Genomic DNA, 25,086 nt, shown 5'->3' on the forward strand with positions numbered 1-25,086 from the left:
TCGGCTCCGCTCACACCCGGGGGACCCCGATTGCGGCGGAGCCGCATGTCGGCACGGCCCCGCGCCTCTGATGCCGGTGCGGCGCACCGGCATCAGCCGGTCAGCAGCCAGCGCCCCCCGCCGGCCACCGAACACAGCGACACCGCGTAGAACAGGAACAGCCACAGGCCCGCCGGTACGTGCGTCAGCCGCGCCAGCTGGTCCGCGTCCGAGTCGCCCGCCTGTCCGCGGACCCGCTTGGCCTGGAGCTCGAAAGGCGGACGCACGCCGCCGAACAACAGGAACCACACCACCGTGTACGCGAAGGCGGCCTGGACCTGGGGACCCGCCAGCCAGGACACCAGCAGGAAGGCGCCCCCGGCCAGGACCACGGTCAGGACCCCGTACGCGTTGCGGATCATCACCAGCATCGCCACGAGCAGGGCCGTCGCCGCCCACAGCAGCAGCGTGATGCGGCCCGCCGCCAGCAGGGCGGCTCCGCCCATGCCCAGCAGCGAGGGCGCCGTGTACCCGGCGGCCGCCGTGAGGATCATGCCCAGGCCGTACGGCTTGCCGCGGCTGACCGTGAGGCCGCTGGTGTCGGAGTGCAGGCGGATGCCCGTCAGCTGCCGGCCGGTGAGCAGGGCCACCAGACCGTGGCCGCCCTCGTGGGCGATGGTGATGGCGTTGCGCGATATGCGCCACAGGGCGTGCGGGGCGACCACGGCGAACGCGACCGCGGCCGTGGCGATCACCACCCAGGTGTCGGGGTCGGGCTGGGTGCCGGTGAGCCGGTCCCAGAGACCGGGCAGCGTGGTGGCGGCGAGGCTGTCCATATGTCCGAGCGGCTCCCTGTACTGGTGATCGATACGGTTCGGCGTGAAGCGCCGTCGTCGAGGGGTGGTGGTCGGGTGACGGGTGGGCCTGGCAGTGTGGCATGCATGTGCGGACGGTATGCATCCAGTCGTAGGCCCGAGGATCTCGCAGGAGTCTTCGAGATCGAGAAGTGGGAGCCGGAGGCGCCCTTGGAGCCGGACTACAACGTGGCTCCGACCAAAGAGGTCTACGCCGTCCTGGACCGTCCCGTGAAAGACGCGGACTCCCCCCGCCCGGTTCGCCAGCTGCGCAAGCTGAAGTGGGGACTGGTGCCCTCCTGGGCCAAGACGCCGGAGGGCGGAGCCCGGATGATCAACGCGCGCGCGGAGACCGTCCACGAGAAGCCGGCCTACCGGCGCGCTTTCGCCGCCCGGCGCTGCATCCTGCCCGCCGACGGCTACTACGAGTGGGTCACCGGCACGCAGGAGCGGGAGCTGGAGGTCGAGGGGAAGAAGAAGCGGCCGCGCAAGCAGCCCTACTTCGTGCTGCCCGCCGACGGCTCGGTGTTCGCGATGGCCGGGCTGTACGAGTTCTGGCGGGACCGGACCCTGCCCGACGACCACCCGCAGGCCTGGTGGGTCACCTGCTCGGTGATCACCACCGAGGCGGAGCGGACCCCGCTGGCCGTCGCCCCCGCCGAGGGTCCGTACTCCCTCGCCGACATCCATCCCCGGATGCCCCTCATGCTCACTCCGGACCGCTGGGACGCCTGGCTGGACCCGGGCCGTACGGACCCAGACGGCCTGCGCGAGCTGCTGGCCCCGCCCGGGCCCGGCCTGATGCGCGCCTACCCGGTCTCCACCGCCGTCAGCAACGTCCGCAACAACGGCCCCGAGCTGCTGGAGGAGCTGGAGGCGCCGGAAGAGAGCACACTCTTCTGACGTGACCGATGTGACCGATGTGACCGGCATGACTGATGTGACTGGCGTGACTGATGTGACTGGCGTTACTCAAGAGATCACCGAGACCGAGACCGAGACCGAGGCCGGGCCCGCCCGCATCACCTGGCACCCGGCGAAGCGGGCGCGGCTGGTGCTCGCCGTCAGCCATGGGGCCGGCGGCGGCATCGAGGCCCGGGACCTGCAGGCTCTCGCCCGGGTGCTGCCCGGGCACGGCGTGACCGTGGCCCTGGTCGAGCAGCCCTGGCGGGTCGCGGGCAAGAAGGTCGCGCCCGCGCCGAAGACCCTCGACACCGGCTGGCGCGGCATCTGGCCCGAGCTCGCCCGGCCCGGGCTGCCGGTGGTCTCCGGCGGTCGCAGCGCCGGCGCCCGGGTCGCCTGCCGGACCGCCACCGAGCTGGGCGCGCACGCCGTGCTCGCGCTGAGCTTCCCGCTGCACCCGCCGGGCAAGCCGGAGAAGTCCCGCGCCGACGAGCTGCTCGGTGCCGGGGTGCCCACGCTGGTCGTGCAGGGCGGGAACGATCCCTTCGGGAAGCCGGAGGAGTTTCCCGAGGGCGCGTACGAGCTGGTCGAGGTGCCCTACGGCGATCATGGGTTCGCCGTGCCGAAACGTGCGGAGATCACCCAGGAGCGGGCACTGGAGATCATCACCGAGGGTGTCCTGAAGTGGGTCGCGTCACTCGGGTGAGGCCCGGGAATGTCGCACGGCGCAGTGCTGTTGTGGCGGACAGGAGTGCTGAAGCAGTGGCACCGACGTCGTAGAGAGGGAGTCCGCCGCATGGGTTCGACCATCTGCCCGCCCGTCGCCCACCACCCCGTGGACGGGCTTGGCCCGGCAGAGTCCGATTCGAGCCGCAGCAGCCGCACTGACCTGGACTGGACGGTGCTGCACGCGGGCAGGACCGCTCCTATTCGAGGGGCGGCGGGCACGGGTCGTGTTCTATCCTCCGAAACGAGTGGGATCGGTTTCGGTCCTGCCCGGGATCTTGAGGAGGTGGGTCCGGTCACTGGGACCGACGCAGGGACCGACAACGGCCAGGCGGAGCTGCCCGAGGGCCAGGGCATGAGCGCGGAGGCGAGCAGGGAGACCAGCTCCGAGTCGACCGCGGAGCGCAGTGCGCGCTTCGAGCGGGACGCGCTCGAATTCCTCGACCAGATGTACTCGGCCGCGCTGCGCATGACGCGCAACCCGGCCGACGCCGAGGACCTGGTGCAGGAGACGTACGCCAAGGCGTACGCGTCCTTCCACCAGTTCCGCGAGGGCACCAACCTCAAGGCGTGGCTGTACCGGATCCTCACGAACACGTTCATCAACTCCTACCGCAAGAAGCAGCGCGAGCCCCAGCGCAGCGCGGCCGAGGAGATCGAGGACTGGCAGCTCGCCCGTGCCGAGTCGCACATGTCGACCGGTCTGCGCTCCGCCGAGTCGCAGGCTCTCGACCACCTGCCCGACTCGGACGTGAAGTCAGCCCTGCAGGCGATCCCCGAGGAGTTCCGCATCGCCGTCTATCTCGCGGATGTAGAGGGCTTTGCGTACAAGGAGATCGCGGACATCATGGGGACACCCATCGGTACGGTGATGTCCCGGCTGCACCGGGGCCGCCGTCAACTGCGCGGCATGCTGGAGGACTACGCCCGCGAACGCGGGCTGGTTCCGGCCGGCGCCGGGGAGTCGAACGAAGCGAAAGGCTCGGGCTCATGAGCTGCGGAGATCCGCACGAGACGGACTGCAGTGAGGTCCTCGACCATCTGTACGAGTTCCTCGACAGCGAGATGCCGGACGTCGATCGCGACAAGTTCCAGCACCACTTCGAGGAATGCTCTCCGTGCCTGGAGAAGTACGGCCTGGAGCAGGCCGTGAAGAAGCTCGTCAAGCGGTGCTGCGGGCATGACGACGTGCCCGCCGACCTGCGCGCCAAGGTCATGGGGCGGATCGATCTGATCCGCTCCGGCCAGACCGTCCCCGAGCACGACGTGACCGCCACGCCGCACGAGGGCTGAGCGGCGCCGTTCGCACGACTCGCACGGTCCGAGCCGCACGACTGCATGACTCCGAGCCGTACGACTCGCACGATCTGGGTCGCGCGCTCGCCTCTGGGTCGCGCGCTCACCTCTGAGACGTGCGCTCGACATCGCCGAGCGCCAGGCGTCACCCGAATGTGCTAATCCTCGGGTCATCATCCCCGTACCCTCCGATTCCCGCCCTAGGCTCCGAGCCTGGAGCGGCATGGTCGGGAGGGGCGTGATGGAGGCGGTTCCGGCGCGGGCACGCGGCTATGTCGCCTGTGTTGCCCTGCTGGCCGTGCTCTGCGTCCTGCGCCTGCCGGCCATCCGCACACCCTGGTGGGCGCTCGCCCTGCTCGCCGCGCTGTACGCGGCCTGCGAGCACGTCGTACGGCGCCGCCTGAGCGGCACCTGCACCTTCTACCCCGTTCTGCTCGCCGGGGCGTTCCTGCTGCCCCCGCCCGCCGCCGCGCTCGTCCCGCTGCCGGCCGCCCTGTTGGCCCGCGTCGAGCAGCGGCCCGGGTGGCCGCGCCGGGTCTGGCGGGCCGCGCAGCCCTCGCTCGCGGTGTGGGCCGCGGCCCGGGTGCACTGGGGGCTCGGCGGCCGGGACGCCGTCGTGCGCTGCGACTTCCCCTACGCCCTCGTGCCGGCCGGGGCGGCCGTCCTCGCCTTCTGCCTGGTGCTCGCCGCGCTCGACGGCGGGATCCTCGCCGCGGCCGAGCATGTGCCGGTGCGCAGGGCCTGGCGCGGGCTGCTGTCCCGCTCACTGGCACCGGTCGCGGTGCACGGGCTCGCCGGGCTGATGATGGCCGTGCTGTGGCGCAGCCCGTACGGACCCGTCGCCGCGTTGCTCGTGCTGCTGCCGATGTGCGTCTCCTGCTGGGTCTTCGCCCAGTACCACCGGGAGAGAGCCGCCCACCAGGCCACCATCCGCGCACTGGTGCAGGCCGTCGACATCAAGGACGGCTACACCCGTGGCCACAGCGAGCGGGTCGGACAGGCCTCCGTGATGATCGCCCGCGAACTCCGCATGGACGACGAGCGCGTCGAGGTGCTGCGCTTCGCCGGCATCCTGCACGACGTCGGCAAGCTCGGCGTCCCCACCCGGCTGCTGCGCAAGGACGGCGCGCTGACCCCCGAGGAACGGCGGATCATCGAGCTGCACCCCGAGTACGGCCACGAGATGGTCCGCGGGATCTCCTTCCTCGGCGAGGCCCGCACCGCGATCCTGCACCACCACGAACGGCTCGACGGCAGCGGTTACCCCTACGGGCTGGCGGGCGGTCAGATCCCCGAGTGCGCACGGGTGGTGGCCGTCGCGGACGCCTTCGACGCGATGACCTCCACCCGCACCTACAGCAGGGCCCGCCCCGTCGAGGCGGCCGTCACGGAGCTGGAACGGTGCGCCGGAACCCAGTTCGACCCACGTATGGTCAGCGCGCTCGTCCGAGCCCTCGACCGCCACGGCTGGCACCCGGCCGTCACGGCCGACGAGACGCCCCGCGGGCTCCCGCCCCAGCAGCCGGTCGCCGGCAGCCGCAGCGGGACACCCCGATGACCGCCCTGCGGCTCATCCACGGCTCCGCCGCCCTGGTCGCGGCCCTCTGCCTCGCCGTCACCCTGTGGACCGGCATGCACGAGCGGGGCGTGGCGCTCTCCTTCGGCGTGCTCATAGCCGTCGGCGAGCTGACCCGGTGGAGCGGCGCCCAGACGCGCCGGGCCGCGCCGCTGGGCACCGCCGGAGCACTGTCGTACGCCCTGCTGGGAGCCGACGCGGGACAGCCCACCCAGCACGACGCCTTCCAGGTCGTCACCGTAGTCCTCGCCGCCTCCCTGCTCGGCGGCGTCCCGCACATCTGGCGCGGCCGCAGCCCCACCCTCGACCACCTCGCCCGCCGCCTGCTGACCGTCGGCTTCGCCGCCGTCTGCTTCCAGCCCCTCTACAACAAGGGCGTCTTCACGCGGTGGAGCGGTCCCGCCTACGCCGTGCTTCTCGTCGCGATCCTCGTGGTCACGGCCCTGTGCGACGCCGTCCTGGCCGCCGCCCTCGCCCACTCCCGCACCCGCTGGCCCTTCGGCCCGCTGCTGCGCGACGAACTGCGCGGGCTGCTCGGCATCGGGTCGGCGGTGTGCGCGACCGGCGCGGTGATGGCGCTCGGGGCCGCCGTCGTCGGACTGTGGGCGCTGCCGGTGTTCTGCCTGCCGTTGCTGCTCACCCAGCTGTCCGTGCGCCGCTACGCCGCCGTGCGCGCCACCTACCGGCAGACCATCGCCTCCCTCGCCCGGGCCACCGAGATAGCCGGGTACACCCCCGCCGGGCACGCCCGCCGCGTCGCCGCGCTCAGCGTGGCCGTCGGCCGTGACCTGGGCCTGGCCGGAGCCGAACTGACCGTCCTGGAGCACGCGGCCCTCATGCACGACATCGGCCAGCTCAGCCTGGTCGACCCCGTCCCGGCCGGCGCCACCGCCGCCCTGCCCGCCCAGGAACAACGGCGCATCGCCCTGCTCGGCGGGGCCGTCGTACGGCAGACCGGGGTGGACGCGGCCGTCGCCGTGGTCGTGGAGCGGCAGGCCGACCCCTGCCGGGAGCAGCCGCTCGCCGCCCGGGTCGTCAGAGCCGTGAACGCCTACGAGGAGAAGGCCCGCGACGCCGGGTCCGACGGGCCGCTGCGGGCCCTGGAGGAGCTGCGCCTGGCCACCGCCGGGGACTACGCTCCCGAGGTCGTGGAGTCGCTCGCCCGGGTTCTGTCCCGGGACATCGGCGGCGCGACGGGAGTGCCCCCGGGTGTTCAGCTCCGGGGGAGCCTCGTGCAAGGGTGGTGGTGGGAGACGGGTGGGCCTGACCCTGCCCGCGGCGGGGTAACCCATGGGTAATGAGCGCCCTTCCCGGCGTACGTGGTTGGATGCGAGGGAGAGGGTGTCCGGGGGCACAAGCCAGCCCACTGTGCGGAACTGGAACTGGCAGGCGGGAATCGTGAGGATCTTCGGCAAGGGACGGCACCGGCCCTCCGCCTCCTGGCGGCAGGCCACCGACCGCGCGTTCACGCTCATCGGCGACGGGCGGTACGAGGATGCGGGCGAGCTGCTGACACGCGCCGCCGACCTGGAACCCTGGCTGTCGGAGTCCTGGTTCAACCTCGCCCTGCTGCACAAGTTCCGGCACGACTGGGAGCAGGCCCGCGCCGCCGGACTGCGTGCGGTGGCCCTCCTCGAACGGGAGAGCGGCGCCCCCGACTGGTGGAACGTCGGCATCGCCGCCACCGCCCTGCAGGACTGGCCGCTGGCCCGCCGCGCCTGGCAGGCCTACGGGCTCAAGGTGCCCGGGGGCGCCTCCCGCCCGAAGGCCGGAGCAGGTGCCGGCGCCTCGGGCGAGCCGCTCGGCATGGAGCTGGGCAGTGCCGCCGTGCGGCTCTCCCCGGAGGGCGAGGCCGAGGTCGTGTGGGGCCGCAGGCTCGACCCGGCCCGGATCGAGGTGCTGTCCATCCCGCTGCCCTCGTCCGGGCGGCGCTGGGGCGAGGTCGTACTCCACGACGGAGTCCCGCACGGCGAGCGCACGACGTCCACGGGGCACAGCTACCCGGTCTTCGACGAGATCGAGCTGTGGGCGCCCTCACCCGTGCCCACCTGGGTGGTCCTGCTGGAGGCGGCCACCGAGGCCGACCGGGACGCGCTGGAGCAGCTGGCCGCCGACGCGGGGTTCGCCGCGGAGGACTGGTCCTCCTCGGTGCGGCTGCTGTGCCGGATGTGTTCGGAGTCCCGGATGCCTTCCGACGAGGGTGAAGGGGTGCACCTGGACCCCCATGATCACAGCGAGCCTGGTCACCCCGGGCCGCTGGGCCACCGGACGGACGGGCAGCTGTGGGTGCCCGAGCGGGAGTGCGGGGTGGCTGCGCCGGCTGCGCTGGTTCGTGGGCTGCTGGACGGTTGGGTTGCGGACAGTCCGGATTCGCGTGACTGGCGGGATCTCGAAGAGGTGTGCTGAGGCCGTCCGCCGGCCGCGGCGCGTTGTGGCCGTTCGCGCCCACGCTGCGGAGCCGCATATCGGCAGAGTCCCGCGCCCCTTCAGGGGCGCTACACGTACCCTGTATCAGCATTCACACCCAGGTTTTTGTGCAGGAAGGCTTACGTCGGTCATGGCGCAGCAGGACACCGATCAGCAGCACGAGGGCGTGCTCCCCGTCGACGACGAGGGGTATGTCGTCGACACGGAGGACTGCGAGGAGCGCGAGCAGGCCTGGCGCGAGCGCGGTACCTCACGGCCGATCACGGTCGTCGGCAACCCGGTGCTGCACAAGGAGTGCAAGGACGTCACCGAGTTCGGCGAGGAGCTGGAGAAGCTGGTCGCGGACATGTTCGCCAGCCAGCACACCGCCGAGGGCGTGGGCCTGGCCGCCAACCAGATCGGTGTGGACCTGAAGGTCTTCGTCTACGACTGCCCGGACGACGAGGGCGTCCGCCACACCGGCGTGGTCTGCAACCCCAAGCTGGTCGACCTGCCCGCCGACAAGCGCCGTCTCGACGACAGCAACGAGGGCTGCCTCTCCGTACCCACCGCGTACGCGCCGCTCGCGCGTCCCGACTACGCCGAGGTGACCGGCCGGGACGAGAAGGGCAACCCGATCAAGGTCCGCGGCACCGGGTACTTCGCAAGGTGTTTGCAGCACGAGACCGACCACCTCTACGGCTACCTGTACATCGATCGTCTGTCCAAGCGCGACCGCAAGGACGCGCTGCGGCAGATGGCCGAGAACGAGCCACGCTACCCGGTGGTCGCCAACGACTGAGACGTCCAGCCGAGACGTACGGCGACCCTGCGGGAGCAGCAACGACGTCCCCTGCGACGCCCGGTCGGGATCTCTCCCGACCGGGCGTCGTTCGTTTGTTCGTCGTAAGAATCCCGGCATCTTGGGGTGGTGATGGGAGCAAATCCGTTCCCAGAGCGGTCAGTTGTGGTGCTGAATGGGAAGGGCGGGGATACGCAACGGCGCGCGCCCGGTACGGATCGGAGGGGTGGGCGCTTCAGGCGGCTGAGAGGGGACTGTTCGTGCACGCTTTCTCACACGGCACCACATCGTCGACAGCGGTCGCTGTACCGCCGTCTCTCGCCCTCCCGGTGATCGAGGACGTGTTTCCCCGACAACTCCACACGTATTGGCCGAAGCTTCAGGAGAAGACCCGCCAGTGGCTCCTGGAAAAACGGCTCATGCCGGCGGACAAGGTACGGGAATATGCCGACGGACTTTGCTACACCGACCTCATGGCGGGGTACTACACCACCGCCCCCGACGAGGTCCTGCAGGCCATAGCCGACTACAGCGCCTGGTTCTTCGTCTGGGACGACCGGCACGACCGTGACGTCATCCACGGCCGGCTGGCCGACTGGCGGCGCCTGAGGTACCGCCTGCACGCTGCCCTCGACTCCCCACGGCACCATCTGCACCATCCGGCCCCCCTGGTGGCAGGGTTCGCGCACAGCGTGCTGCGGCTGTACTCGTTCCTGCCGCACACCTGGAACCGGCGGTTCGCCCGGCACTTCCACGAGGTGATCGAGGCCTACGACCGCGAGTTCCGCAATCGGACCGCGGGGTATGTCCCGAAGGTCGAGGAATACCTCGCCCTCAGGCGGCTCACCTTCGCGCACTGGATATGGACGGACCTGCTGGAGCCGAGTGTCGGATGCGAACTTCCGGAGGCCGTCAGGAAACATCCGGCCTATCGCCGCCCGGCGCTGTTGAGCCAGGAATTCGCCGCTTGGTACAACGACCTGTGCTCGCTGCCGAAAGAAATAGCGGGCGACGAGGTGCACAATCTCGGAATCAGTCTCATCACCCATCAGGCGCTGACCCTCGAAGAAGCGGTGGATGAAATCAGGCGGCGCGTCGAGAAATGCATCCATGACTTCCTCGACGCCGAGCGGGACGCCCTGCGATTCGCCGACGAACTCGCCGACGGCACGGTGGCCGGAAGGGAATTGAGCGCCGCCGTGCGCGCCTGCGTCGGCTCCATGCGGAACTGGTTCAGCTCCGTCTACTGGTTCCACCACGAGTCCGGCCGGTACATGGTCGACAACTGGGACGACCGGTCCACGCCCCCGTACGTCAACAACGAAGCGGCAGGTGAGAAATGACCGTCGAGTCTGTGAAGCCCGTGACCGCCGAGACGGCCGAACCGCGCGAGGCGCCCCTCGCCGGCGGCGCCGTCCCGGTCCTCGGCCACGGCCTGCAACTGGTCCGCGACCCGCTCGCGTTCATGTCCGGACTGCGCCGGCACGGCGACGTCGTGCGTCTCAAGCTGGGCCCCAAGACGGTGTACGCCGTCACCGCACCGGCGCTCACCGGCGCACTCGCCCTCAGCCCCGACTACAAGATCGACGGACCGCTGTGGGAGTCCCTCGAAGGGCTGCTCGGCAAGGAGGGCGTCGCCACCGCCAACGGCCCCCGGCACCGCCGCCAGCGGCGCACCATCCAGCCCGCGTTCCGGCTCGACGCGATCCCCGGGTACGGACCGGTCATGGAGGACGAGGCGCATGCGCTGACCGAGCGCTGGCAGCCCGGCCGGACCATCGACTGCACCTCGGAGTCGTTCCGGATCGCCGTGCGGATCGCGGCCCGCTGCCTGCTGCGCGGCGACTTCATGGACGAGCGAGCGGAGCGGCTGAGCATCGACCTCGCCACCGTCTTCCGCGGTATGTACCGCAGGATGGTCGTCCCGCTCGGGCCCTTGTACCGGCTGCCGTTGCCGGGCAACCGCGAATTCAACCGCGCGCTGGCCGATTTGCATCTGCTGGTCGACGAGATCATCGCCGAGCGGAGGGCATCTGGTCAAAAGCCGGACGATTTGCTGACGGCATTGCTGGAGGCGAAGGACGACAATGGCGACCCCATCGGGGAACAGGAGATCCACGATCAGGTGGTCGCGATAGTCACCCCCGGAAGCGAAACAGTCGCCTCCACGATCATGTGGCTGCTCCAGGTCCTCGCGGAACATCCGGAACACGCCGAGAAGGTGCGCGCCGAGGTCGAATCGGTGACCGGCGGCCGACCGGTCGGATTCGCGGACGTGCGGGCGCTCAGGCACACCAACAATGTCGTCGTGGAGGCCATGAGGCTGCGGCCCGCCGTATGGATATTGACGCGGCGCGCGGTGACCGACACCACGCTCGGCGGCTATCGCATTCCGGCGGGTGCGGACATCGTCTACAGCCCCTACGCCATCCAGCGCGACGGCCGCTCCTACGACCGCCACCTCGACTTCGACCCCGATCGCTGGCTGCCCGAGCGGGCCAAGGACGTACCGAAGTACGCCATGAGCCCCTTCAGCGTCGGCAACCGCAAGTGCCCGAGCGACCACTTCTCCATGGCCCAGCTGAGCCTGATCACCGCGGCCGTCTCGGCGCGGTACCGCTTCGAGCAGGTCAGCGGCTCGAACGACACCACCCGCGTCGGCATCACGCTCCGGCCCCACCGGCTGCTGCTGAGGCCGGTGCGCTGGTGAGCGGCGCCCCCGGTCGTCCGGCGCGCGTGCCGGGGCCCTCGAGCCCCGGCACGCGCGCCGGCAGGACACCGATGTGACCTCGGTGGACTAGAAGTCCTCGTCCAGGTCGACGGTGCCCTCCACCGCGACCTGGTACGCCGACGGGCGGCGCTCGAAGAAGTTCGTCAGCTCCTGGACGCCCTGCAGCTCCATGAAGGAGAAGGGGTTCTCCGAGCCGTACACCGGGGCGAAGCCGAGGCGCGTCAGGCGCTGGTCGGCGACGCACTCCAGGTACTGCCGCATCGACTCGGTGTTCATGCCCGGCAGGCCGTCACCGCACAGGTCGCGCGCGAACTGCAGCTCGGCCTCGACGGCCTCCCGCAGCATGTCGGTGACCTGCTGCTGCAGCTCGTCGTCGAAGAGGTCCGGCTCCTCCTTGCGGACGGTGTCGACCACGTCGAAGGCGAAGGACATGTGCATCGTCTCGTCGCGGAACACCCAGTTGGTGCCGGTGGCGAGACCGTGCAGCAGACCCCGGCTGCGGAACCAGTAGACGTACGCGAAGGCGCCGTAGAAGAACAGGCCCTCGATGCACGCGGCGAAGCAGATGAGGTTGAGCAGGAAGCGCCGGCGGTCCGCCTGGGTCTCCAGGCGGTCCAGCTTGTCCACCGAGTCGATCCACTTGAAGCAGAACTCGGCCTTCTCACGGATGGAGGGGATGCTCTCCACGGCCGCGAAGGCGGCGGCGCGGTCGTCCGGGTCGGGAAGGTAGGTGTCGAGCAGCGTCAGATAGAACTGGACGTGCACGGCCTCCTCGAACAGCTGGCGCGACAGGTACAGGCGCGCCTCCGGGGAGTTGATGTGCTTGTACAGCGTCAGCACCAGGTTGTTCGCGACGATCGAGTCGCCCGTGGCGAAGAAGGCCACCAGACGGCCGATCAGGTGCTGCTCCTCCGGCGACAGTTTCGCGAGGTCGGCGACGTCCGAGTGGAGGTCGACCTCTTCCACGGTCCAGGTGTTCTTGATGGCGTCCCGGTAGCGCTCGTAGAAGTCCGGGTAGCGCATGGGGCGGAGAGTCAGCTCGAAGCCCGGGTCGAGGAGATTGGTGTTACGGGTCATCACAGTCGGCGCGAAGCGCCGTCCTCCAGGGGTGGTGGTCGGGTGGCGGGCGGGAATTACTGGCAGGCCTCGCAGGACTCGGGGTTTTCCAGGGAGCAGGCGACGGCGTCGGGGTCGGCCACCTGCTGGACGGGGATGGTCGGCTGAGCCTGCGCCGCGCGGGCGATCCGGGTCGCCGGGCGCGAGCGCAGGTAGTACGTCGTCTTCAGGCCCGACTTCCAGGCGTACGCGTACATCGAGGAGAGCTTGCCGATGGTCGGCGTCTCCAGGAACAGGTTCAGGGACTGCGCCTGGTCCAGGAACGGGGTGCGGGCCGCGGCCATGTCGATCAGGCCGCGCTGCGGGATCTCCCACGCCGTGCGGTACAGCGCCCGCACATCGGCCGGGATCCACACGAAGTCCTGGACGGAGCCGTTGGAGTCTCGCAGTGCCTCACGGGTGCGCGCGTCCCAGACGCCGAGCTCCTTCAGGTCCTTCACCAGGTACGAGTTGACCTGGAGGAACTCGCCGGACAGCGTCTCGCGCTTGAACAGGTTGGAGACCTGCGGCTCGATGCACTCGTACACGCCCGCGATGGAGGCGATGGTCGCGGTCGGGGCGATCGCGAGGAGCAGCGAGTTGCGCATGCCGACCGCGGCGATCCGCTCGCGCAGGGCCGCCCAGCGCTCGGGCCAGTTCAGCTCGACGTCGTAGTGGTCGGGGTGCAGGACGCCCTGGGCGGTACGGGTCTTCTCCCAGGCCGGCAGCGGGCCGTTGCGCTCGGCGAGGTCGGCGGAGGCCTCGTACGCGGCGAGCATGACGCGCTCGGCGATCCGCGTGGACAGGGCCTTGGCCTCGGGCGAGTCGAAGGGCACGCGCAGCTTGAAGAAGACGTCCTGCAGACCCATGGCGCCCAGGCCCACCGGACGCCACCTGGCGTTGGAGCGGCCCGCCTGCTCGGTCGGGTAGAAGTTGATGTCGACCACCCGGTCGAGGAAGGTGACGGCCGTGCGGACCGTCTCGTCCAGGCGCTGCCAGTCGATGTCCCCGTCGCTGACGAAGGCACCGAGGTTGACCGAGCCCAGGTTGCAGACCGCGGTCTCCCCGTCGTCCGTGACCTCCAGGATCTCCGTGCAGAGGTTGGAGGAGTGGACGACATGGCCCGCGGTCGCCGTCTGGTTGGCCGTGCGGTTGGCGGCGTCCTTGAAGGTCATCCAGCCGTTGCCGGTCTGCGCGAGGGTGCGCATCATGCGGCCGTACAGATCGCGGGCCGGGATGGTCTTCTTCGCGAGGCCCGCCGCCTCAGCCTTGCGGTAGGCGGCGTCGAACTCCTCGCCCCACAGGTCGACCAGTTCCGGCACGTCCGCCGGGGAGAACAGCGACCATTGCGCGTCGGCGTTGACCCGGCGCATGAACTCGTCCGGGATCCAGTGCGCGAGGTTCAGGTTGTGGGTACGGCGGGCGTCCTCACCGGTGTTGTCCCGCAGCTCCAGGAACTCCTCGATGTCGGAGTGCCAGGTCTCCAGGTACACGGCCGCGGCACCCTTGCGCCGGCCGCCCTGGTTCACCGCGGCCACCGAGGCGTCCAGGGTCTTCAGGAACGGGACGATGCCGTTGGAGTGCCCGTTGGTGCCGCGGATGAGCGAACCGCGGCTGCGGATACGGGAGTAGGACAGCCCGATGCCGCCGGCGTGCTTGGAGAGGCGGGCGACCTGGTGGTAGCGGTCGTAGATGGAGTCCAGCTCGTCCAGCGGGGAGTCCAGCAGGTAGCAGGAGGACATCTGCGGGTGGCGTGTACCGGAGTTGAAGAGCGTGGGGGAGGAGGGCAGGTAGTCGAGGCGGCTCATGAGCCCGTAGAGCGCCGCGACCTCGTCCACCGCGCGGGCGCTGTCGTCCTCGGCGAGGCCGGCGGCGACGCGCAGCATGAAGTGCTGGGGCGTCTCGATGACCTGGCGGGTGATCGGGTGGCGCAGCAGGTAGCGGCTGTGCAGGGTGCGCAGGCCGAAGTAGCCGAAGCGGTCGTCGGCCGCCCGGTCGACCAGGGAGTCCAGGCGGGCGGCGTGCAGCCGGGCGAACTCGGCGGTCCGGTCGGCGATGAGACCCTCGCGGTGGCCCACGGCGACGGACTCGGTGAAGGACGTCACGCCCTGCGAGGCGGCCTCCGCGCGGATGGAGAGGGTCAGCAGCCGGGCGGCCAGCCGGGAGTAGGCCGGGTCCTCGGAGATGAGACCGGCGGCCGCCTCCGTGGCCAGCTCGCGCAACTCCGCCTCGTCGGCCCGGGCGGACCGGCCGCGCAGCGCGGCCGCGGCGACCCGGCCGGGGTCCGCGTCGGGGAGATCGGCGGTCAGCTCGGTCAGGGTCCGCAGCAGCGCGGTACCGGGACCGTCCGTCTCCACCGGGGCCTCGGTAGCCTGGATGGCTGAAGCCGGGTCGGCTGGCGCGATGGTCACGTGGGGCTCTCCCTCGCTCGGCACGGGGCCTTGCGGAGGGCAGGGGGCAGCACGAGCGCGCGGGGCGTCGCGTCCACCGACCCGCTCCACGAGGCCCGGACGTCTCAAGGCACCCGCGCCGGACGGCCGGGTGCGCGCTGCCGACAGGTCCTCGGACTGACACAGGCGTGCGGATGCACGCAAGTACACCGTTGCGGGACAGTTCCGGATTCGCACCGGATTCCCCTGCGGCGACAGCGAGGACGAGCATACATCTAGTGCCGGGCTGTCGTGTCACCCCCAGATGTTGTGTCTGTTGCGTGTTGTGGCGGCTTCAGAGTGTCAACAGCGGGCCGCCGTGGTACTTGTTGTCGGCGGCCCGCTGCGGGTGGATCGTGGTTGCTCGCGCAGTTCCTCGCGCCCCTTCAGGGCGCGTTTCAGTGCCCGGCGTCCGCCGTGGCCGGCGGGAGTTCCACCTGAACTCCCGGCTCGCCCGCGTCCGCCGTGTAGTCCTCCGGGCGGGTCTCGTCGAGCCCCTCGGGGGCCTTCAGGGCCTTCAGGACGACGGTGAGGACCAGCGTGACGAGGACGTTCAGGACGAAGGCCGTCAGGCCGATGTAGCCGATCTCGCCGATGCCCGGGATCTCCTTGGCGTTGCCGCCGAAGTGCTTCTGGGTCGGGGAGGCGATGCCGTACGCGGCGAACGTGCCGTACACCATGCCGACCGCCCAGCCGGCCAGCAGCGCCCAGCGGTGGAACCAGCGGGTGAACAGGCCGCCGACCAGGGCCGGGAAGGTCTGCAGGATCCAGATGCCGCCCAGCAGCTGGAAGTTGATGGCGACTGTCTTGTCCATGGTCAGCACGAAGACCAGGGCGCCGACCTTCACCAGCAGCGACACGAACTTGGAGACCTGGGCCTCCTGCTTCGGCGTGGCGTCCGGCTTGATGAAGTCCTTGTAGATGTTGCGGGTGAAGAGGTTCGCCGCCGCGATGGACATGATGGCCGCGGGCACGAGGGCGCCGATGCCGATCGCCGCGAAGGCCACGCCCGCGAACCAGTCCGGGAACATGTCCTCGAACAGCTGCGGGATGGCCAGCTGCCCGTTGGTGACCTTCACCCCGGCCGCGACCGCCATGAAGCCGAGGAGGGCCAGCAGGCCCAGCATCAGCGAGTACAGCGGCAGGATCGTGGTGTTGCGCCGGATCACCTCACGGCTCCTGGACGACAGCGTCGCGGTGATCGAGTGCGGATACATGAACAGCGCGAGCGCCGAGCCGAGCGCCAGCGTGGCGTACGTCCACTGGCCCGCCCGAGGCGGGGCGAGCACGCCGCGCGGCTTGCCCGTCGCCGGGTTGACTTGGCTGAAGGCGTGGCCCGCCTTGGCGAAGACGTCGTCGAACCCGCCCAGCTTGATCGGGATGTAGATGATCGCCACCGTGATCACGATGTAGATCAGCGCGTCCTTGACGAACGCGATCAGGGCGGGGGCGCGCAGACCCGAGGAGTAGGTGTACGCCGCCAGCACGCCGAAGGCGATCAGCAGGGGGAGGTCCTTGACGAACCAGTTGGTGTTCTCGCCGCCGCCCACGCCCATCACGTCCAGCACGGCCTGGATGCCGACGAGCTGGAGCGCGATGTACGGCATCGTCGCGAGGATGCCGGTCAGCGCCACGGCCAGCGACAGGCCCTTGGAGCCGAAGCGGCCGCGCACGAAGTCCGAGGTCGTCACGTAGCCGTGCTTGTGGGACACCGACCACAGGCGCGGCAGGAACGTGAAGATCAGCGGGTAGACGAGGATCGTGTACGGGACGGCGAAGAAGCCCGCCGCGCCCGCCGCGTAGACGGCCGCGGGCACGGCGACGAACGTGTACGCCGTGTAGAGGTCGCCGCCGAGCAGGAACCAGGTGATCCAGGTGCCGAACGACCGTCCGCCCAGGCCCCATTCGTCCAGGGAGTGCTCGTTGTCGGCCCTGCGCCAGCGGGCGGCCAGGAAGCCCATGACCGTGACGGCCAGGAAGAAGAAGATGAAGACGCCGAGCGCGACGCCGTTGACGCCGTCCTTCACTTCGCCGCACCCCCGTTCGCGCCCTTGCGGGCGCGCTGGTCACGCTGCCACAGCCGGTACGCCAGCATCGTGAGCGCGGTGGAGATCAGCACCCACAGCATCTGGTACCAGTAGAAGAACGGGATCCCGATGAAGGCGGGATCCGTCTTGGCGTACGAGCCGACCCACAGCATCGCCACGAAGGGTGCGACGAGGCACAGGCCGATGATCACGCGGGCCGGTGTCACGACCGGTGGTCTCACTTCAGGCGTTTCGGACATGCCACGGCTCCGTCCCCTCACTGATCACCTGTGTAATGCGCAGGCAATCTAGGTGACGGTGTCATGGATGCGGAAGACCTCGTCCGCATGTCGGTATGTCGATTTGGAGGTTGAGTCGTGAAGACCTCAACTCCGCCTAGTCCTGCGGGCGCTTGAGTCTCGCCACGAACTTGTACCGGTCGCCCCGGTAGACGGACCGTACCCACTCCACCGGCTTGCCCTCGCGGTCCAGGGAATGGCGGGAGAGCATCAGCATCGGCAGGCCCACGTCGGTGCCGAGCAGGCCCGCCTCGCGCGGGGTGGCCAGCGAGGTCTCGATGGTCTCCTCGGCCTCGGCGAGATGGACGTCGTAGACCTCGGCGAGGGCGGTGTAGAGGGACGTGTACTTCACGAGCGAGCGCCTGAGGGCCGGGAAGCGCTTGGCCGACAGATGGGTGGTCTCGATGGCCATCGGCTCGCCGTTGGCCATGCGCAGCCGCTCGATGCGCAGCACGCGTCCGCCGGCCGTGATGTCGAGCAGTTCGGCGAGCCGGTCGTCGGCGGTGATGTAGCCGACGTCCAGGAGCTGCGAGGTGGGCTCCAGGCCCTGGGCGCGCATGTCCTCGGTGTAGGAGGTGAGCTGCAGCGCCTGGGACACCTTCGGCTTCGCGACGAAGGTGCCCTTGCCCTGGATGCGCTCCAGGCGCCCCTCGACGACGAGCTCCTGCAGGGCCTGGCGGACGGTGGTGCGGGAGGTGTCGAACTCGGCCGCCAGCGTGCGCTCCGGCGGGACCGGAGTGCCCGGCGCCTTCGTCTCCGTCATGTCGAGCAGGTGCTTCTTCAAGCGGTAGTACTTGGGCACACGCGCGGTACGGACCGTCGTCCCGGCCTCGTTCTCCGCACTGCCGACGTCGGTGCTCATGCTCTGCCTTCCCGGCTCCTGATGCCGAAAGCGACCGACATCCCATCGGCCACGGCTCACATCGTGGCACGGCTTCGTGGGTCAGGGCTCCACCCGCACGCTCCGTGATCTCCTCTATATACCGTCGGACCCGTTGCTGGTCTAGTCCAACGGGGTGGGCGCCGGCACCAGGGCCGGCACCCCCGCCCTAGATCCCCTGCCACTCCGGCTTGTTCGTGTAGGTGTGCCGGAAGTAGTCGGCCAGCTTGAGCTTGGACGCGGCGGCCTCGTCGACGACCACCGTGGCATGCGGGTGCAGCTGGAGCGCGGAGGCCGGGCAGACGGCCGCGACCGGTCCCTCGACGGTCGCGGCGACCGCGTCCGCCTTGCCCTCGCCCGTCGCGAGCAGCACCAGGTGGCGGGCCTCCAGGATGGTGCCGATGCCCTGGGTGATGACGTGGTGCGGCACCTGTGCGATGTCGCCGTCGAAGAAGCGCGCGTTGTCGATCCGGGTCTGCTCGGTCAGCGTCTTGATCCGGGTGCGCGAGGCGAGCGAGGAGCACGGCTCGTTGAATCCGATGTGCCCGTCCGTCCCGATGCCCAGCAGCTGCAGGTCCACCCCGCCGGCCCCGGCGAGCGCCCGGTCGTACGCCTCGCACGCCGCCTGGACGTCGGCGGCGGTGCCGTCCGGGCCCATGAACGCGTCCATCCGGACACCCAGCGGCTCCAGCACCTCGCGGCGCAGCACCGAACGGTAGGACTCCGGGTGCTCGGCGGGCAGTCCCACGTATTCGTCGAGCTGCGCTATTCGGGCCCGCGTCGCGTCCACGGCGCCGGAGCGGACCTTGGCGGTCAGGGCCTGGTAGATGGGCAGCGGAGTGGAACCGGTGGCGACACCGAGCAGGGCGTCGGGCTTGCGTCGCAGCAGCTGGGTCATGGCCTCGGCGATCAGCTCGCCGCCCGCCGCGGCGTCCGGAACGATGACAACTTCCACGCTGGGCCTGCCGTTCTGAAGTCGCTATGTGGTTTAGACCAATCTAACAGAATCGGGCCCGGAGGGGCACTGGGCGGCGCGGTTCCGCAAACCCGCCGACATTTCTCTAGGGAGCGCTATAAAATGTCTTCCATGGTGACCGGCCAGGAGGCGAATCAGCAGGTCAGGGCGTCCAGGTCGCGCGGCCGTCCGCGCTCCTTCGATCGCGCCACCGCGCTGGAGAAGGCGCTCATGGCCTTCTGGAAGCACGGCTACGAGGCGACCTCGGTCTCCGACCTCACCCGGATCATGGGCATCGGCGCCCCGAGCCTGTACGCGGCCTTCGGTGACAAGCGGACCCTGTTCGAGGAGGTCGTCCGGGTCTACGCCGACACCCACGGCGCCTTCGGCGACCGCGCCCTCGCCGAGGAGCCCACCGCCCGCGCCGCCGTCGAGCGCACGCTGCGCGAGGCCGCCGCCGAGTACACCGACCCGGCCCATCCCTACGGCTGTCTGGTCGTCCACGCGGCCACCAACTGCACCAGCCCCGAGATCGAGCAGCTGCTGCGGGAGCGGCGCAACGCCGGCATCGGTGCCCTCGAATCCCGTATCCGGGCCGATGTCGCCGAGGGGCGACTGCCGGCCGGCACCGACGCCGCGGCCCTCGCCCGACACGCCGGAGCGATGATCCAGGGCATGTCCCAGCAGGCCCGGGACGGGGCCGGTCGGGCGGAACTGGAGGCGCTCGCGGAAATTGCCATGGCCATCTGGCCCCGTGACTGAGCCGGGCGGGCTAGGCTGCGTGGCATCGCGTGCCCTCAGACTTCAATGCATACCCGCACGCGCATGGACACGCCATCGTGGTCTAGTCCACAATGTACAACGTGCCATTGTAGGAAATCTCAAGAACTTCCGCCTTCCCCGCACAGGAAGGCGGACCGAGGAACCGGAGCTCTCTGCCCTGACTGCCCCGGCTCCTCGACCTTCGGCCGGACGGGACCGCACACCCCGCGGCCGATGATGCTCCGGGCTGCGGTGCCGGGAGGGTTGAGGGTCCCTCTCAGGCGCCGCGGCCCGCGGGTGTTTTCCGGCCATGTGCGAGCCCCGGGTACGCTCGCAGACGTGCCCTCCATGAACGAACTCGTACGCCAGCACACGGCCCTCGACGACTCCGATCTCGAGTGGCTCCACCTGCTGGTCTCGGAGTGGCAGCTGCTCTCCGACCTCTCCTTCGCCGACCTGGTCCTGTGGGTCCCCACCCGTGACGGCACCCGGTACGTCTCGGTCGCCCAGATGCGCCCCAACACCGGCCCGACCTCCTATCAGGACGACATGGTCGGCCACCTCGTCCCGCGCGGCCGGCGGCCCATGCTGGACGCGGCGCTGGACGAGGGCCGGATCGTGCGCGAGGGCGACCCGGAGTGGCGCGAAGAGGTCCCCGTACGGATCGAGTCGATCCCCGTACGGCGTGAGGGCCGCGTCCTCGGCGTCATCGCCCGCAACACCAACCTGCTGACCGTCCGCACCCCGAGCCGCCTCGAGCTGACCTACCTCCAGAGCGCCTCCGACCTCGCGCAGATGATCGCGGCAGGATCGTTCCCCTTCCCCGGCCAGCAGGTCGACATGGACGCCTCCCCGCGCGTCGGCGACGGCCTGATCCGGCTGGACGCGGACGGCATCGTCCAGTACGCGTCCCCGAACGCGCTGTCCGCCTTCCACCGCATGGGCCTCGCCGCCGACCTGGTCGGACAGCACCTGGGGCAGACCACGGCCGAACTCGCCCCGACCCGGGGTCCGGTGGACGAGGCGCTCGCCAAGGTGGCGAGCGGCTGGGCGCCGCGCGAGTTCGAGATCGAGGCGAACGACGGTGTGATCCAGTTCCGGGCCATCCCGCTCAAGCCCAAGGGCACCCGCATCGGTTCCCTGGTGCTGCTCCGGGACGTCACCGAACTCCGCCGCCGCGAACGTGAGTTGATCACCAAGGACGCGACCATCCGGGAGATCCACCACCGGGTGAAGAACAACCTCCAGACCGTCGCGGCCCTGTTGCGTCTGCAGGCCCGGCGTATCGAGTCCGAGCGCGGCCGGGAGGCTTTGGAGGAGGCCGTACGCCGTGTCGGCTCGATCGCGATCGTCCATGAGACGCTGTCCCAGAACCTGGACGAGCGGGTGGAGTTCGACGACATCGCCGACCGGGTTCTCGCGATGGTCGCCGAGATCTCGCCGGGCAAGGTGACCGGCCGGCGCAGCGGGCGGTTCGGGATCCTCGACGCCGAGATCGCCACCCCGCTGTCGATGGTCCTCACCGAGATCCTGCAGAACGCCCTGGAGCACGGCTTCGGCGAGGGCGACACCGGCACGGTCGAGGTCTCCGCGGTCCGTGGCGGCACCACCAAGGAGGCCCGCCTCCTCGTCACCGTCCAGGACGACGGCGTCGGCCTGCCCGAGGGCTTCGACCCGCACCGCTCGGGCAACCTCGGTCTGCAGATCGTACGAACGCTGGTGGAGGGCGAGTTGGGCGGAACCTTCGACATGGTGCCGGCGCCAGGACGGGGGACGCGGGTGATCCTGGACGTGCCGGTGCGGGCACAGAAGTAGGAAATACCCGGACGGCCCAACCGAAAGCACCCCGAACGGCCCCGAACAGCATTGAGCCCCGGGCCACTTGGTGGCCCGGGGCTTAAGCTCGTTGCTGCTCTGCTATGTCGCTAAGCGCATCGGGGGTACTGCGCGCTGCGGCTCGGGGGCGGGAGATGCGTACTCGCTGTACGCGCCGCCAAGCTCAGGCTGTCAGCAGGGTGGGAGTGTCAGGCGGAGGCCTGACGGGCCCGGTTGCGGGCGGCGCGGCGCTTCATGGCGCGGCGCTCGTCCTCGCTGAGACCACCCCAGACGCCGGAGTCCTGACCGGACTCGAGCGCCCACTGCAGACACTGCTCGATCACCGGGCAGCGACGGCAGACGGCCTTGGCTTCCTCGATCTGCAGCAGCGCAGGACCGGTGTTGCCGATGGGGAAGAAGAGCTCGGGGTCTTCCTCGCGGCAAACGGCGTTGTGACGCCAGTCCATGGCTGCTACCTCTCCTTGGTATTACATGCAAGTTGCTTGTGAATGTGAACGCTTTCACGAATCCCTCAACAAGTGAAGGGCCGACCGCCGAGTCTTCCCCGGCGTGGTCCTGTGTCTGAAGAGGGGTTCCGGTGATCAGTGGAGGCCGGTGTTGCGGGCCGTCCCGATCGCCACGTAGAGACTCGCAAACCTCAGCGACGGATACAACCCCTTCCGGAAAGTTTTTTTTGATTCCTCGGTGTCGACTGGGTCACAGCCGTACTTCCATGGGGTGGATCCTGGCCTAAACGTTCGAGTGAAAGGACTTTCGCCCGTTCCGCTCACACAATCACACGCAGTGCGCGGCGTACGCCTGTGAACGTCACGCTGGTACGCAGTCCCAGGTGGTCGCCGTCCATCTGAAGGGGGAGGGGGACCTTCGAATGCAAGGTGAACTGGTCCAGGTCGTGCAGAGAGAGCACGTGCTTGCCGTGGGGTCCTCGCTCGGGGGACGAAGTGAGCAACTGCGTGCCATACCGGGCAACGGCGGCCGTCGAGAGACGGCTGAGACCGAGTACGTCGACGCCCGTATCGAACGACGCCTTAGGTGACGTGTACATCGGGCGATTGCCGAGATACGTCCAAGGGGACGTGTTCGAGACTATGGCGACAACCAGATCGTGGACCGGGTCCGCGCCGTGCCGTTCGAGGGTGATCGGGCCGTGCCGGCGGTGCTGCTCGCCGAGGAACTGCCGGATCACCTGTCGTACGTACAACGCGTGCGTCGACTTCTTGCCCAGCTCGCGCTGCTGCTCGACCCGGCCGACCACGCCCGCGTCGAAGCCGAGCCCGGCGTTGAAGGTGAACCAGCGGTCCGGCACCGCCTCGTCCTCGGTGCCGGGCGTGCCCGAGGTCAGACCGAGTCCGACCAGCCGCTCGCTGCCCTCGCGCAGGGCGTCCAGCAGGGCGCCGGTGGCGTCGACGGGGTCGTTGGGCAGGCCCAGCGCGCGGGCGAAGACATTGGTGGAGCCGCCGGGGACCACGGCGAGGCCGGGCAGGCGGTCCGGGTCGGGGCCGGCGTGCAGCAGGCCGTTGACCACCTCGTTGACGGTGCCGTCGCCGCCGAGGGCCACGACCAGATCGATGTCGTCGCTCTCCGCCGCCTGCCGGCCCAGGTCGCGGGCGTGGCCGCGGTACTCGGTGGTGACCGCCTCCAGCTTCATCTCGCTGGCCAGCGCGTGGATCAGCACGTCACGCCTGCGTGCGCTTGTGGTGGTTGCCGCCGGATTGACCACGAGAAGTGCACGCATGGATGGCAGCGTACCTACTGGGGGGTACCGGGCCCAGCTCGAGGTAGGGATCCGGTAAGAGGAAGGGGCGTGAGCCTGGACACTTCACGCTGGTCGCGGGAGGTCGCAGTGGGGTTGGGGGCGGGGTTTCGGGTGCGGGTTCGTCGCGGCCGGCCGCGCAGTTCCCCGCGCTTCCTGGGGGAGGCACACCCTGCCGGCGCCGACAAGCGTCCCCGTCCCGGCCCGCGAGTGGCCGACGGCTACCCTGCTGGGGTGAGCAGTGAGCAGAACCCCGCCCAGGACATCGCTGACGCCGGCACAGCCGGGCCGCGCCCGCGTCGGCTGACGTACGCGGCCGCGCTGGCCGCGCTGGAGGGGGCCGCCCTGGTGGCCGGGGGCGTGTGGATCCTCGTCCTCGGGCTCACCGGCGACCCGGACGGCCGGCAGCAGGCCGTGACCGGCGGGATCACCCTGGTGGCGCTCGCACTGCTGCCGTTGCTCGCCGCGCGGGGCCTGCTGCTCAGGCGCAGCTGGAGCCGCGGCCCCGCCGTCATCACGCAGATCATGGCCCTCCCGGTGGCCTACAACCTGCTCAAGGCCGACAGTATGGCCATCCCGGGCGGCATCGCCCTCGCGGTCATCGCCGTGGCCGCGCTGGTGCTGCTGGTGAGCCCGGCGACGACCCAGGCCCTCGGGATCAAGGGACCGGGCCGGGCCGAGTAGGTCTCACTCCTCGACCAGCAGCTTCTCCCGCAGCTGGGCCAGGGTCCGGGCGAGCAGCCGTGAGACGTGCATCTGGGAGATGCCGACCTCCTGCGCGATCTGCGACTGCGTCATGTTCCCGAAGAAGCGCAGCAGCAGGATCCGCTTCTCGCGCGGCGGCAGGTCCTCCAGCAGCGGCTTGAGGGACTCGCGGTACTCCACACCCTCCAGCGCCTCGTCCTCCGCGCCGAGGGTGTCGGCGACCGCCGGGGACTCGTCGTCGGTGTCGGGGACGTCCAGGGACAGCGTGGAGTACGCGTTGGCGGACTCCAGGCCCTCCAGGACCTCCTCCTCGGAGATCGCGAGCTTCTCGGCCAGCTCGTGGACCGTGGGGGAGCGGCCGTGCAGCTGGGACAGCTCGGCCGTCGCCGTGGTCAGCGCGAGCCGCAGCTCCTGCAGGCGGCGCGGCACGCGGACCGCCCAGCCCTTGTCCCGGAAGTGCCGCTTGATCTCGCCGACGACGGTCGGGGTGGCGTACGTGGAAAACTCCACGCCCCGCTCCGGGTCGAAGCGGTCGACGGACTTGATCAGGCCGATCGTGGCGACCTGGGTGAGGTCGTCCAGGGGCTCGCCGCGGTTGCGGAAGCGGCGTGCCAGGTGCTCGACGAGCGGCAGGTGCATACGGACCAGCTGGTTGCGCAGCTCCGCGTACTGGGGGCTGCCCTGATTCAGCTTGCGCAGCTCGATGAACATCGCACGTGCCCCGCTGCGGTCCTGGGGGTCGTGCTGGGTGGCCTGCACGGCCTCCGCGCCCAGCGCGTCGTCCTCGGCGTATCGCTCGTGCTCGCTCATCGTCCCGCCCGTAGCCCTTCCCCGAGCCCTCGCCTCCGCGCGGGCGGCGGACTCGAACCCGCCGCCTCTCTCCGAAGGCGCGCCCTGCACGGCACCGTCCCGGCCGTCCTGCGCGGAGTCGTCCTCCGGATGCGGTCTGGCCTGCTCGGGGATGCCGTCGATGCCGTCCGCCATGCGTCGGGAGCCGTCCGTGGGGCCCGTGGCCCCCGTCGGCAGCTCCCGTGTGCCGCGCTCTTCGTCCCGCACCGGCCCGTCCCCGTTC

The 25,086-nt window shown here is 70.2% G+C and carries 23 protein-coding genes and 1 riboswitch; of the genes, 13 read left to right on the forward strand and 10 right to left on the reverse strand.

The annotated features are described in order from the left end of the window. Positions 1-92 precede the first annotated feature (92 nt). Positions 93-815, reverse strand: coding sequence for a M50 family metallopeptidase (locus tag AVL59_RS06820; protein WP_067300347.1), 723 nt, complete (start codon positions 813-815; stop codon positions 93-95). Between the two features lie 105 nt (positions 816-920). Between AVL59_RS06820 and AVL59_RS06825 the strand changes: the two genes are divergently transcribed. The 10 genes from AVL59_RS06825 (at position 921) to AVL59_RS06870 (ending at position 11,252) form a co-directional block, all read left to right on the forward strand. Beyond that, positions 921-1,736 carry an SOS response-associated peptidase gene (locus tag AVL59_RS06825; RefSeq protein WP_067300348.1) on the forward strand — a complete coding sequence of 272 codons (816 nt, stop codon included), beginning with the start codon at positions 921-923 and terminating at the stop codon, positions 1,734-1,736. A 28-nt stretch (positions 1,737-1,764) separates the two neighbouring features. Further along, the gene (locus AVL59_RS06830) at positions 1,765-2,442 is read left to right on the forward strand and encodes an alpha/beta hydrolase family protein (RefSeq protein WP_237281450.1); all 678 of its coding nucleotides are present in this window, start codon (positions 1,765-1,767) and stop codon (positions 2,440-2,442) included. Positions 2,443-2,748: 306 nt separating this feature from the next. After that, positions 2,749-3,456, forward strand: a complete 708-nt coding sequence (locus AVL59_RS06835) for a sigma-70 family RNA polymerase sigma factor (protein ID WP_067300350.1) — start codon at positions 2,749-2,751, stop codon at positions 3,454-3,456. Then, positions 3,453-3,755 (forward strand): mycothiol system anti-sigma-R factor, encoded by a 303-nt coding sequence (rsrA, locus tag AVL59_RS06840; protein WP_067300351.1) that lies wholly within the window; start codon positions 3,453-3,455, stop codon positions 3,753-3,755. The genes AVL59_RS06835 and rsrA overlap by 4 nt, the downstream gene beginning before the upstream one ends. A 244-nt stretch (positions 3,756-3,999) precedes the next feature. Further along, positions 4,000-5,316 carry an HD-GYP domain-containing protein gene (locus AVL59_RS06845; protein ID WP_067300352.1) on the forward strand — a complete coding sequence of 439 codons (1,317 nt, stop codon included), beginning with the start codon at positions 4,000-4,002 and terminating at the stop codon, positions 5,314-5,316. Beyond that, positions 5,313-6,632, forward strand: coding sequence for an HD-GYP domain-containing protein (locus AVL59_RS06850; RefSeq protein ID WP_067300353.1), 1,320 nt, complete (start codon positions 5,313-5,315; stop codon positions 6,630-6,632). The genes AVL59_RS06845 and AVL59_RS06850 overlap by 4 nt, the downstream gene beginning before the upstream one ends. 100 nt (positions 6,633-6,732) lie before the next feature. After that, positions 6,733-7,740 (forward strand): tetratricopeptide repeat protein, encoded by a 1,008-nt coding sequence (locus AVL59_RS06855; protein ID WP_067316979.1) that lies wholly within the window; start codon positions 6,733-6,735, stop codon positions 7,738-7,740. Between the two features lie 151 nt (positions 7,741-7,891). Continuing rightward, complete coding sequence (gene def / locus AVL59_RS06860; RefSeq protein WP_067300354.1) at positions 7,892-8,542, forward strand: peptide deformylase; 651 nt, start codon at positions 7,892-7,894, stop codon at positions 8,540-8,542. A 260-nt stretch (positions 8,543-8,802) separates the two neighbouring features. Further along, positions 8,803-9,885, forward strand: a complete 1,083-nt coding sequence (cyc1, locus tag AVL59_RS06865; RefSeq protein ID WP_099053013.1) for an epi-isozizaene synthase — start codon at positions 8,803-8,805, stop codon at positions 9,883-9,885. Then, complete coding sequence (locus tag AVL59_RS06870) at positions 9,882-11,252, forward strand: bifunctional albaflavenone monooxygenase/terpene synthase (protein ID WP_067300357.1); 1,371 nt, start codon at positions 9,882-9,884, stop codon at positions 11,250-11,252. Before cyc1 ends, AVL59_RS06870 begins: the two co-directional genes overlap by 4 nt. A gap of 87 nt (positions 11,253-11,339) precedes the next feature. On the opposite strand, the gene AVL59_RS06875 is transcribed toward AVL59_RS06870, so the two are convergent. From AVL59_RS06875 to nagB, 6 genes are all read right to left on the reverse strand, one after another. Beyond that, positions 11,340-12,350 carry a ribonucleotide-diphosphate reductase subunit beta gene (locus AVL59_RS06875; protein WP_237281451.1) on the reverse strand — a complete coding sequence of 337 codons (1,011 nt, stop codon included), beginning with the start codon at positions 12,348-12,350 and terminating at the stop codon, positions 11,340-11,342. Between the two features lie 56 nt (positions 12,351-12,406). Then, positions 12,407-14,779 (reverse strand): ribonucleoside-diphosphate reductase subunit alpha, encoded by a 2,373-nt coding sequence (locus AVL59_RS06880; RefSeq protein WP_067300362.1) that lies wholly within the window; start codon positions 14,777-14,779, stop codon positions 12,407-12,409. A 125-nt stretch (positions 14,780-14,904) separates the two neighbouring features. After that, positions 14,905-15,029: riboswitch (cobalamin riboswitch) on the reverse strand. A 166-nt stretch (positions 15,030-15,195) separates the two neighbouring features. Next, a complete protein-coding gene (mctP, locus tag AVL59_RS06885; protein ID WP_067300363.1) occupies positions 15,196-16,824 on the reverse strand; it encodes a monocarboxylate uptake permease MctP in 1,629 nt (542 codons plus the stop codon). Then, entirely contained in the window at positions 16,821-17,084 is a 264-nt protein-coding gene (locus tag AVL59_RS06890) for a DUF3311 domain-containing protein (RefSeq protein WP_067300366.1), read from the reverse strand. Before AVL59_RS06890 ends, mctP begins: the two co-directional genes overlap by 4 nt. 136 nt (positions 17,085-17,220) lie before the next feature. Then, complete coding sequence (locus AVL59_RS06895) at positions 17,221-17,985, reverse strand: GntR family transcriptional regulator (protein ID WP_067300367.1); 765 nt, start codon at positions 17,983-17,985, stop codon at positions 17,221-17,223. 187 nt (positions 17,986-18,172) lie between these two features. Then, positions 18,173-18,958, reverse strand: a complete 786-nt coding sequence (nagB, locus tag AVL59_RS06900) for a glucosamine-6-phosphate deaminase (RefSeq protein ID WP_067300369.1) — start codon at positions 18,956-18,958, stop codon at positions 18,173-18,175. 123 nt (positions 18,959-19,081) lie between these two features. Here nagB and AVL59_RS06905 point away from each other — a divergent pair, with 123 nt between their 5' ends. Both AVL59_RS06905 and AVL59_RS06910 read left to right on the forward strand, forming a co-directional pair. Continuing rightward, the gene (locus tag AVL59_RS06905) at positions 19,082-19,720 is read left to right on the forward strand and encodes a TetR/AcrR family transcriptional regulator (protein WP_372450402.1); all 639 of its coding nucleotides are present in this window, start codon (positions 19,082-19,084) and stop codon (positions 19,718-19,720) included. Positions 19,721-20,059: 339 nt separating this feature from the next. Continuing rightward, positions 20,060-21,535, forward strand: coding sequence for a sensor histidine kinase (locus AVL59_RS06910; protein WP_079146559.1), 1,476 nt, complete (start codon positions 20,060-20,062; stop codon positions 21,533-21,535). Between the two features lie 209 nt (positions 21,536-21,744). Here AVL59_RS06910 and AVL59_RS06915 read toward each other — a convergent pair whose 3' ends face one another. Together AVL59_RS06915 and AVL59_RS06920 are read right to left on the reverse strand one after the other, a co-directional pair. Beyond that, a complete protein-coding gene (locus AVL59_RS06915) occupies positions 21,745-22,002 on the reverse strand; it encodes a WhiB family transcriptional regulator (RefSeq protein ID WP_003992873.1) in 258 nt (85 codons plus the stop codon). Between the two features lie 320 nt (positions 22,003-22,322). Beyond that, entirely contained in the window at positions 22,323-23,291 is a 969-nt protein-coding gene (locus AVL59_RS06920; RefSeq protein ID WP_067300378.1) for a diacylglycerol/lipid kinase family protein, read from the reverse strand. 252 nt (positions 23,292-23,543) lie between these two features. On the opposite strand from AVL59_RS06920, the gene AVL59_RS06925 reads away from it, so the two are divergent. Then, complete coding sequence (locus AVL59_RS06925; RefSeq protein ID WP_067300379.1) at positions 23,544-23,993, forward strand: hypothetical protein; 450 nt, start codon at positions 23,544-23,546, stop codon at positions 23,991-23,993. A 3-nt stretch (positions 23,994-23,996) separates the two neighbouring features. Here the strand turns inward: AVL59_RS06925 and AVL59_RS06930 are convergent, their stop codons facing one another. Then, complete coding sequence (locus tag AVL59_RS06930; RefSeq protein ID WP_208870326.1) at positions 23,997-25,070, reverse strand: RNA polymerase sigma factor SigF; 1,074 nt, start codon at positions 25,068-25,070, stop codon at positions 23,997-23,999. Between the last annotated feature and the right edge of the window lie 16 nt (positions 25,071-25,086).

Source organism: Streptomyces griseochromogenes, from assembly GCF_001542625.1.
GTDB classification, from domain to species: Bacteria; Actinomycetota; Actinomycetes; order Streptomycetales; family Streptomycetaceae; genus Streptomyces; species Streptomyces griseochromogenes.

What these genes read in the sequence shown, in the direction of transcription:
- AVL59_RS06820 (WP_067300347.1), bottom strand. Translation starts at nt 815, where the DNA reads ATGGACAGCCTCGCCGCCACCACGCTGCCCGGTCTCTGGGACCGGCTC.
- AVL59_RS06825 (WP_067300348.1), top strand. Translation starts at nt 921, where the DNA reads ATGTGCGGACGGTATGCATCCAGTCGTAGGCCCGAGGATCTCGCAGGA.
- AVL59_RS06830 (WP_237281450.1), top strand. Translation starts at nt 1,765, where the DNA reads ATGACTGATGTGACTGGCGTGACTGATGTGACTGGCGTTACTCAAGAG.
- rsrA (WP_067300351.1), top strand. Translation starts at nt 3,453, where the DNA reads ATGAGCTGCGGAGATCCGCACGAGACGGACTGCAGTGAGGTCCTCGAC.
- AVL59_RS06845 (WP_067300352.1), top strand. Translation starts at nt 4,000, where the DNA reads ATGGAGGCGGTTCCGGCGCGGGCACGCGGCTATGTCGCCTGTGTTGCC.
- AVL59_RS06850 (WP_067300353.1), top strand. Translation starts at nt 5,313, where the DNA reads ATGACCGCCCTGCGGCTCATCCACGGCTCCGCCGCCCTGGTCGCGGCC.
- def (WP_067300354.1), top strand. Translation starts at nt 7,892, where the DNA reads ATGGCGCAGCAGGACACCGATCAGCAGCACGAGGGCGTGCTCCCCGTC.
- AVL59_RS06870 (WP_067300357.1), top strand. Translation starts at nt 9,882, where the DNA reads ATGACCGTCGAGTCTGTGAAGCCCGTGACCGCCGAGACGGCCGAACCG.
- AVL59_RS06875 (WP_237281451.1), bottom strand. Translation starts at nt 12,350, where the DNA reads ATGACCCGTAACACCAATCTCCTCGACCCGGGCTTCGAGCTGACTCTC.
- AVL59_RS06890 (WP_067300366.1), bottom strand. Translation starts at nt 17,084, where the DNA reads ATGTCCGAAACGCCTGAAGTGAGACCACCGGTCGTGACACCGGCCCGC.
- AVL59_RS06895 (WP_067300367.1), bottom strand. Translation starts at nt 17,985, where the DNA reads ATGAGCACCGACGTCGGCAGTGCGGAGAACGAGGCCGGGACGACGGTC.
- AVL59_RS06905 (WP_372450402.1), top strand. Translation starts at nt 19,082, where the DNA reads ATGTCTTCCATGGTGACCGGCCAGGAGGCGAATCAGCAGGTCAGGGCG.
- AVL59_RS06915 (WP_003992873.1), bottom strand. Translation starts at nt 22,002, where the DNA reads ATGGACTGGCGTCACAACGCCGTTTGCCGCGAGGAAGACCCCGAGCTC.
- AVL59_RS06920 (WP_067300378.1), bottom strand. Translation starts at nt 23,291, where the DNA reads ATGCGTGCACTTCTCGTGGTCAATCCGGCGGCAACCACCACAAGCGCA.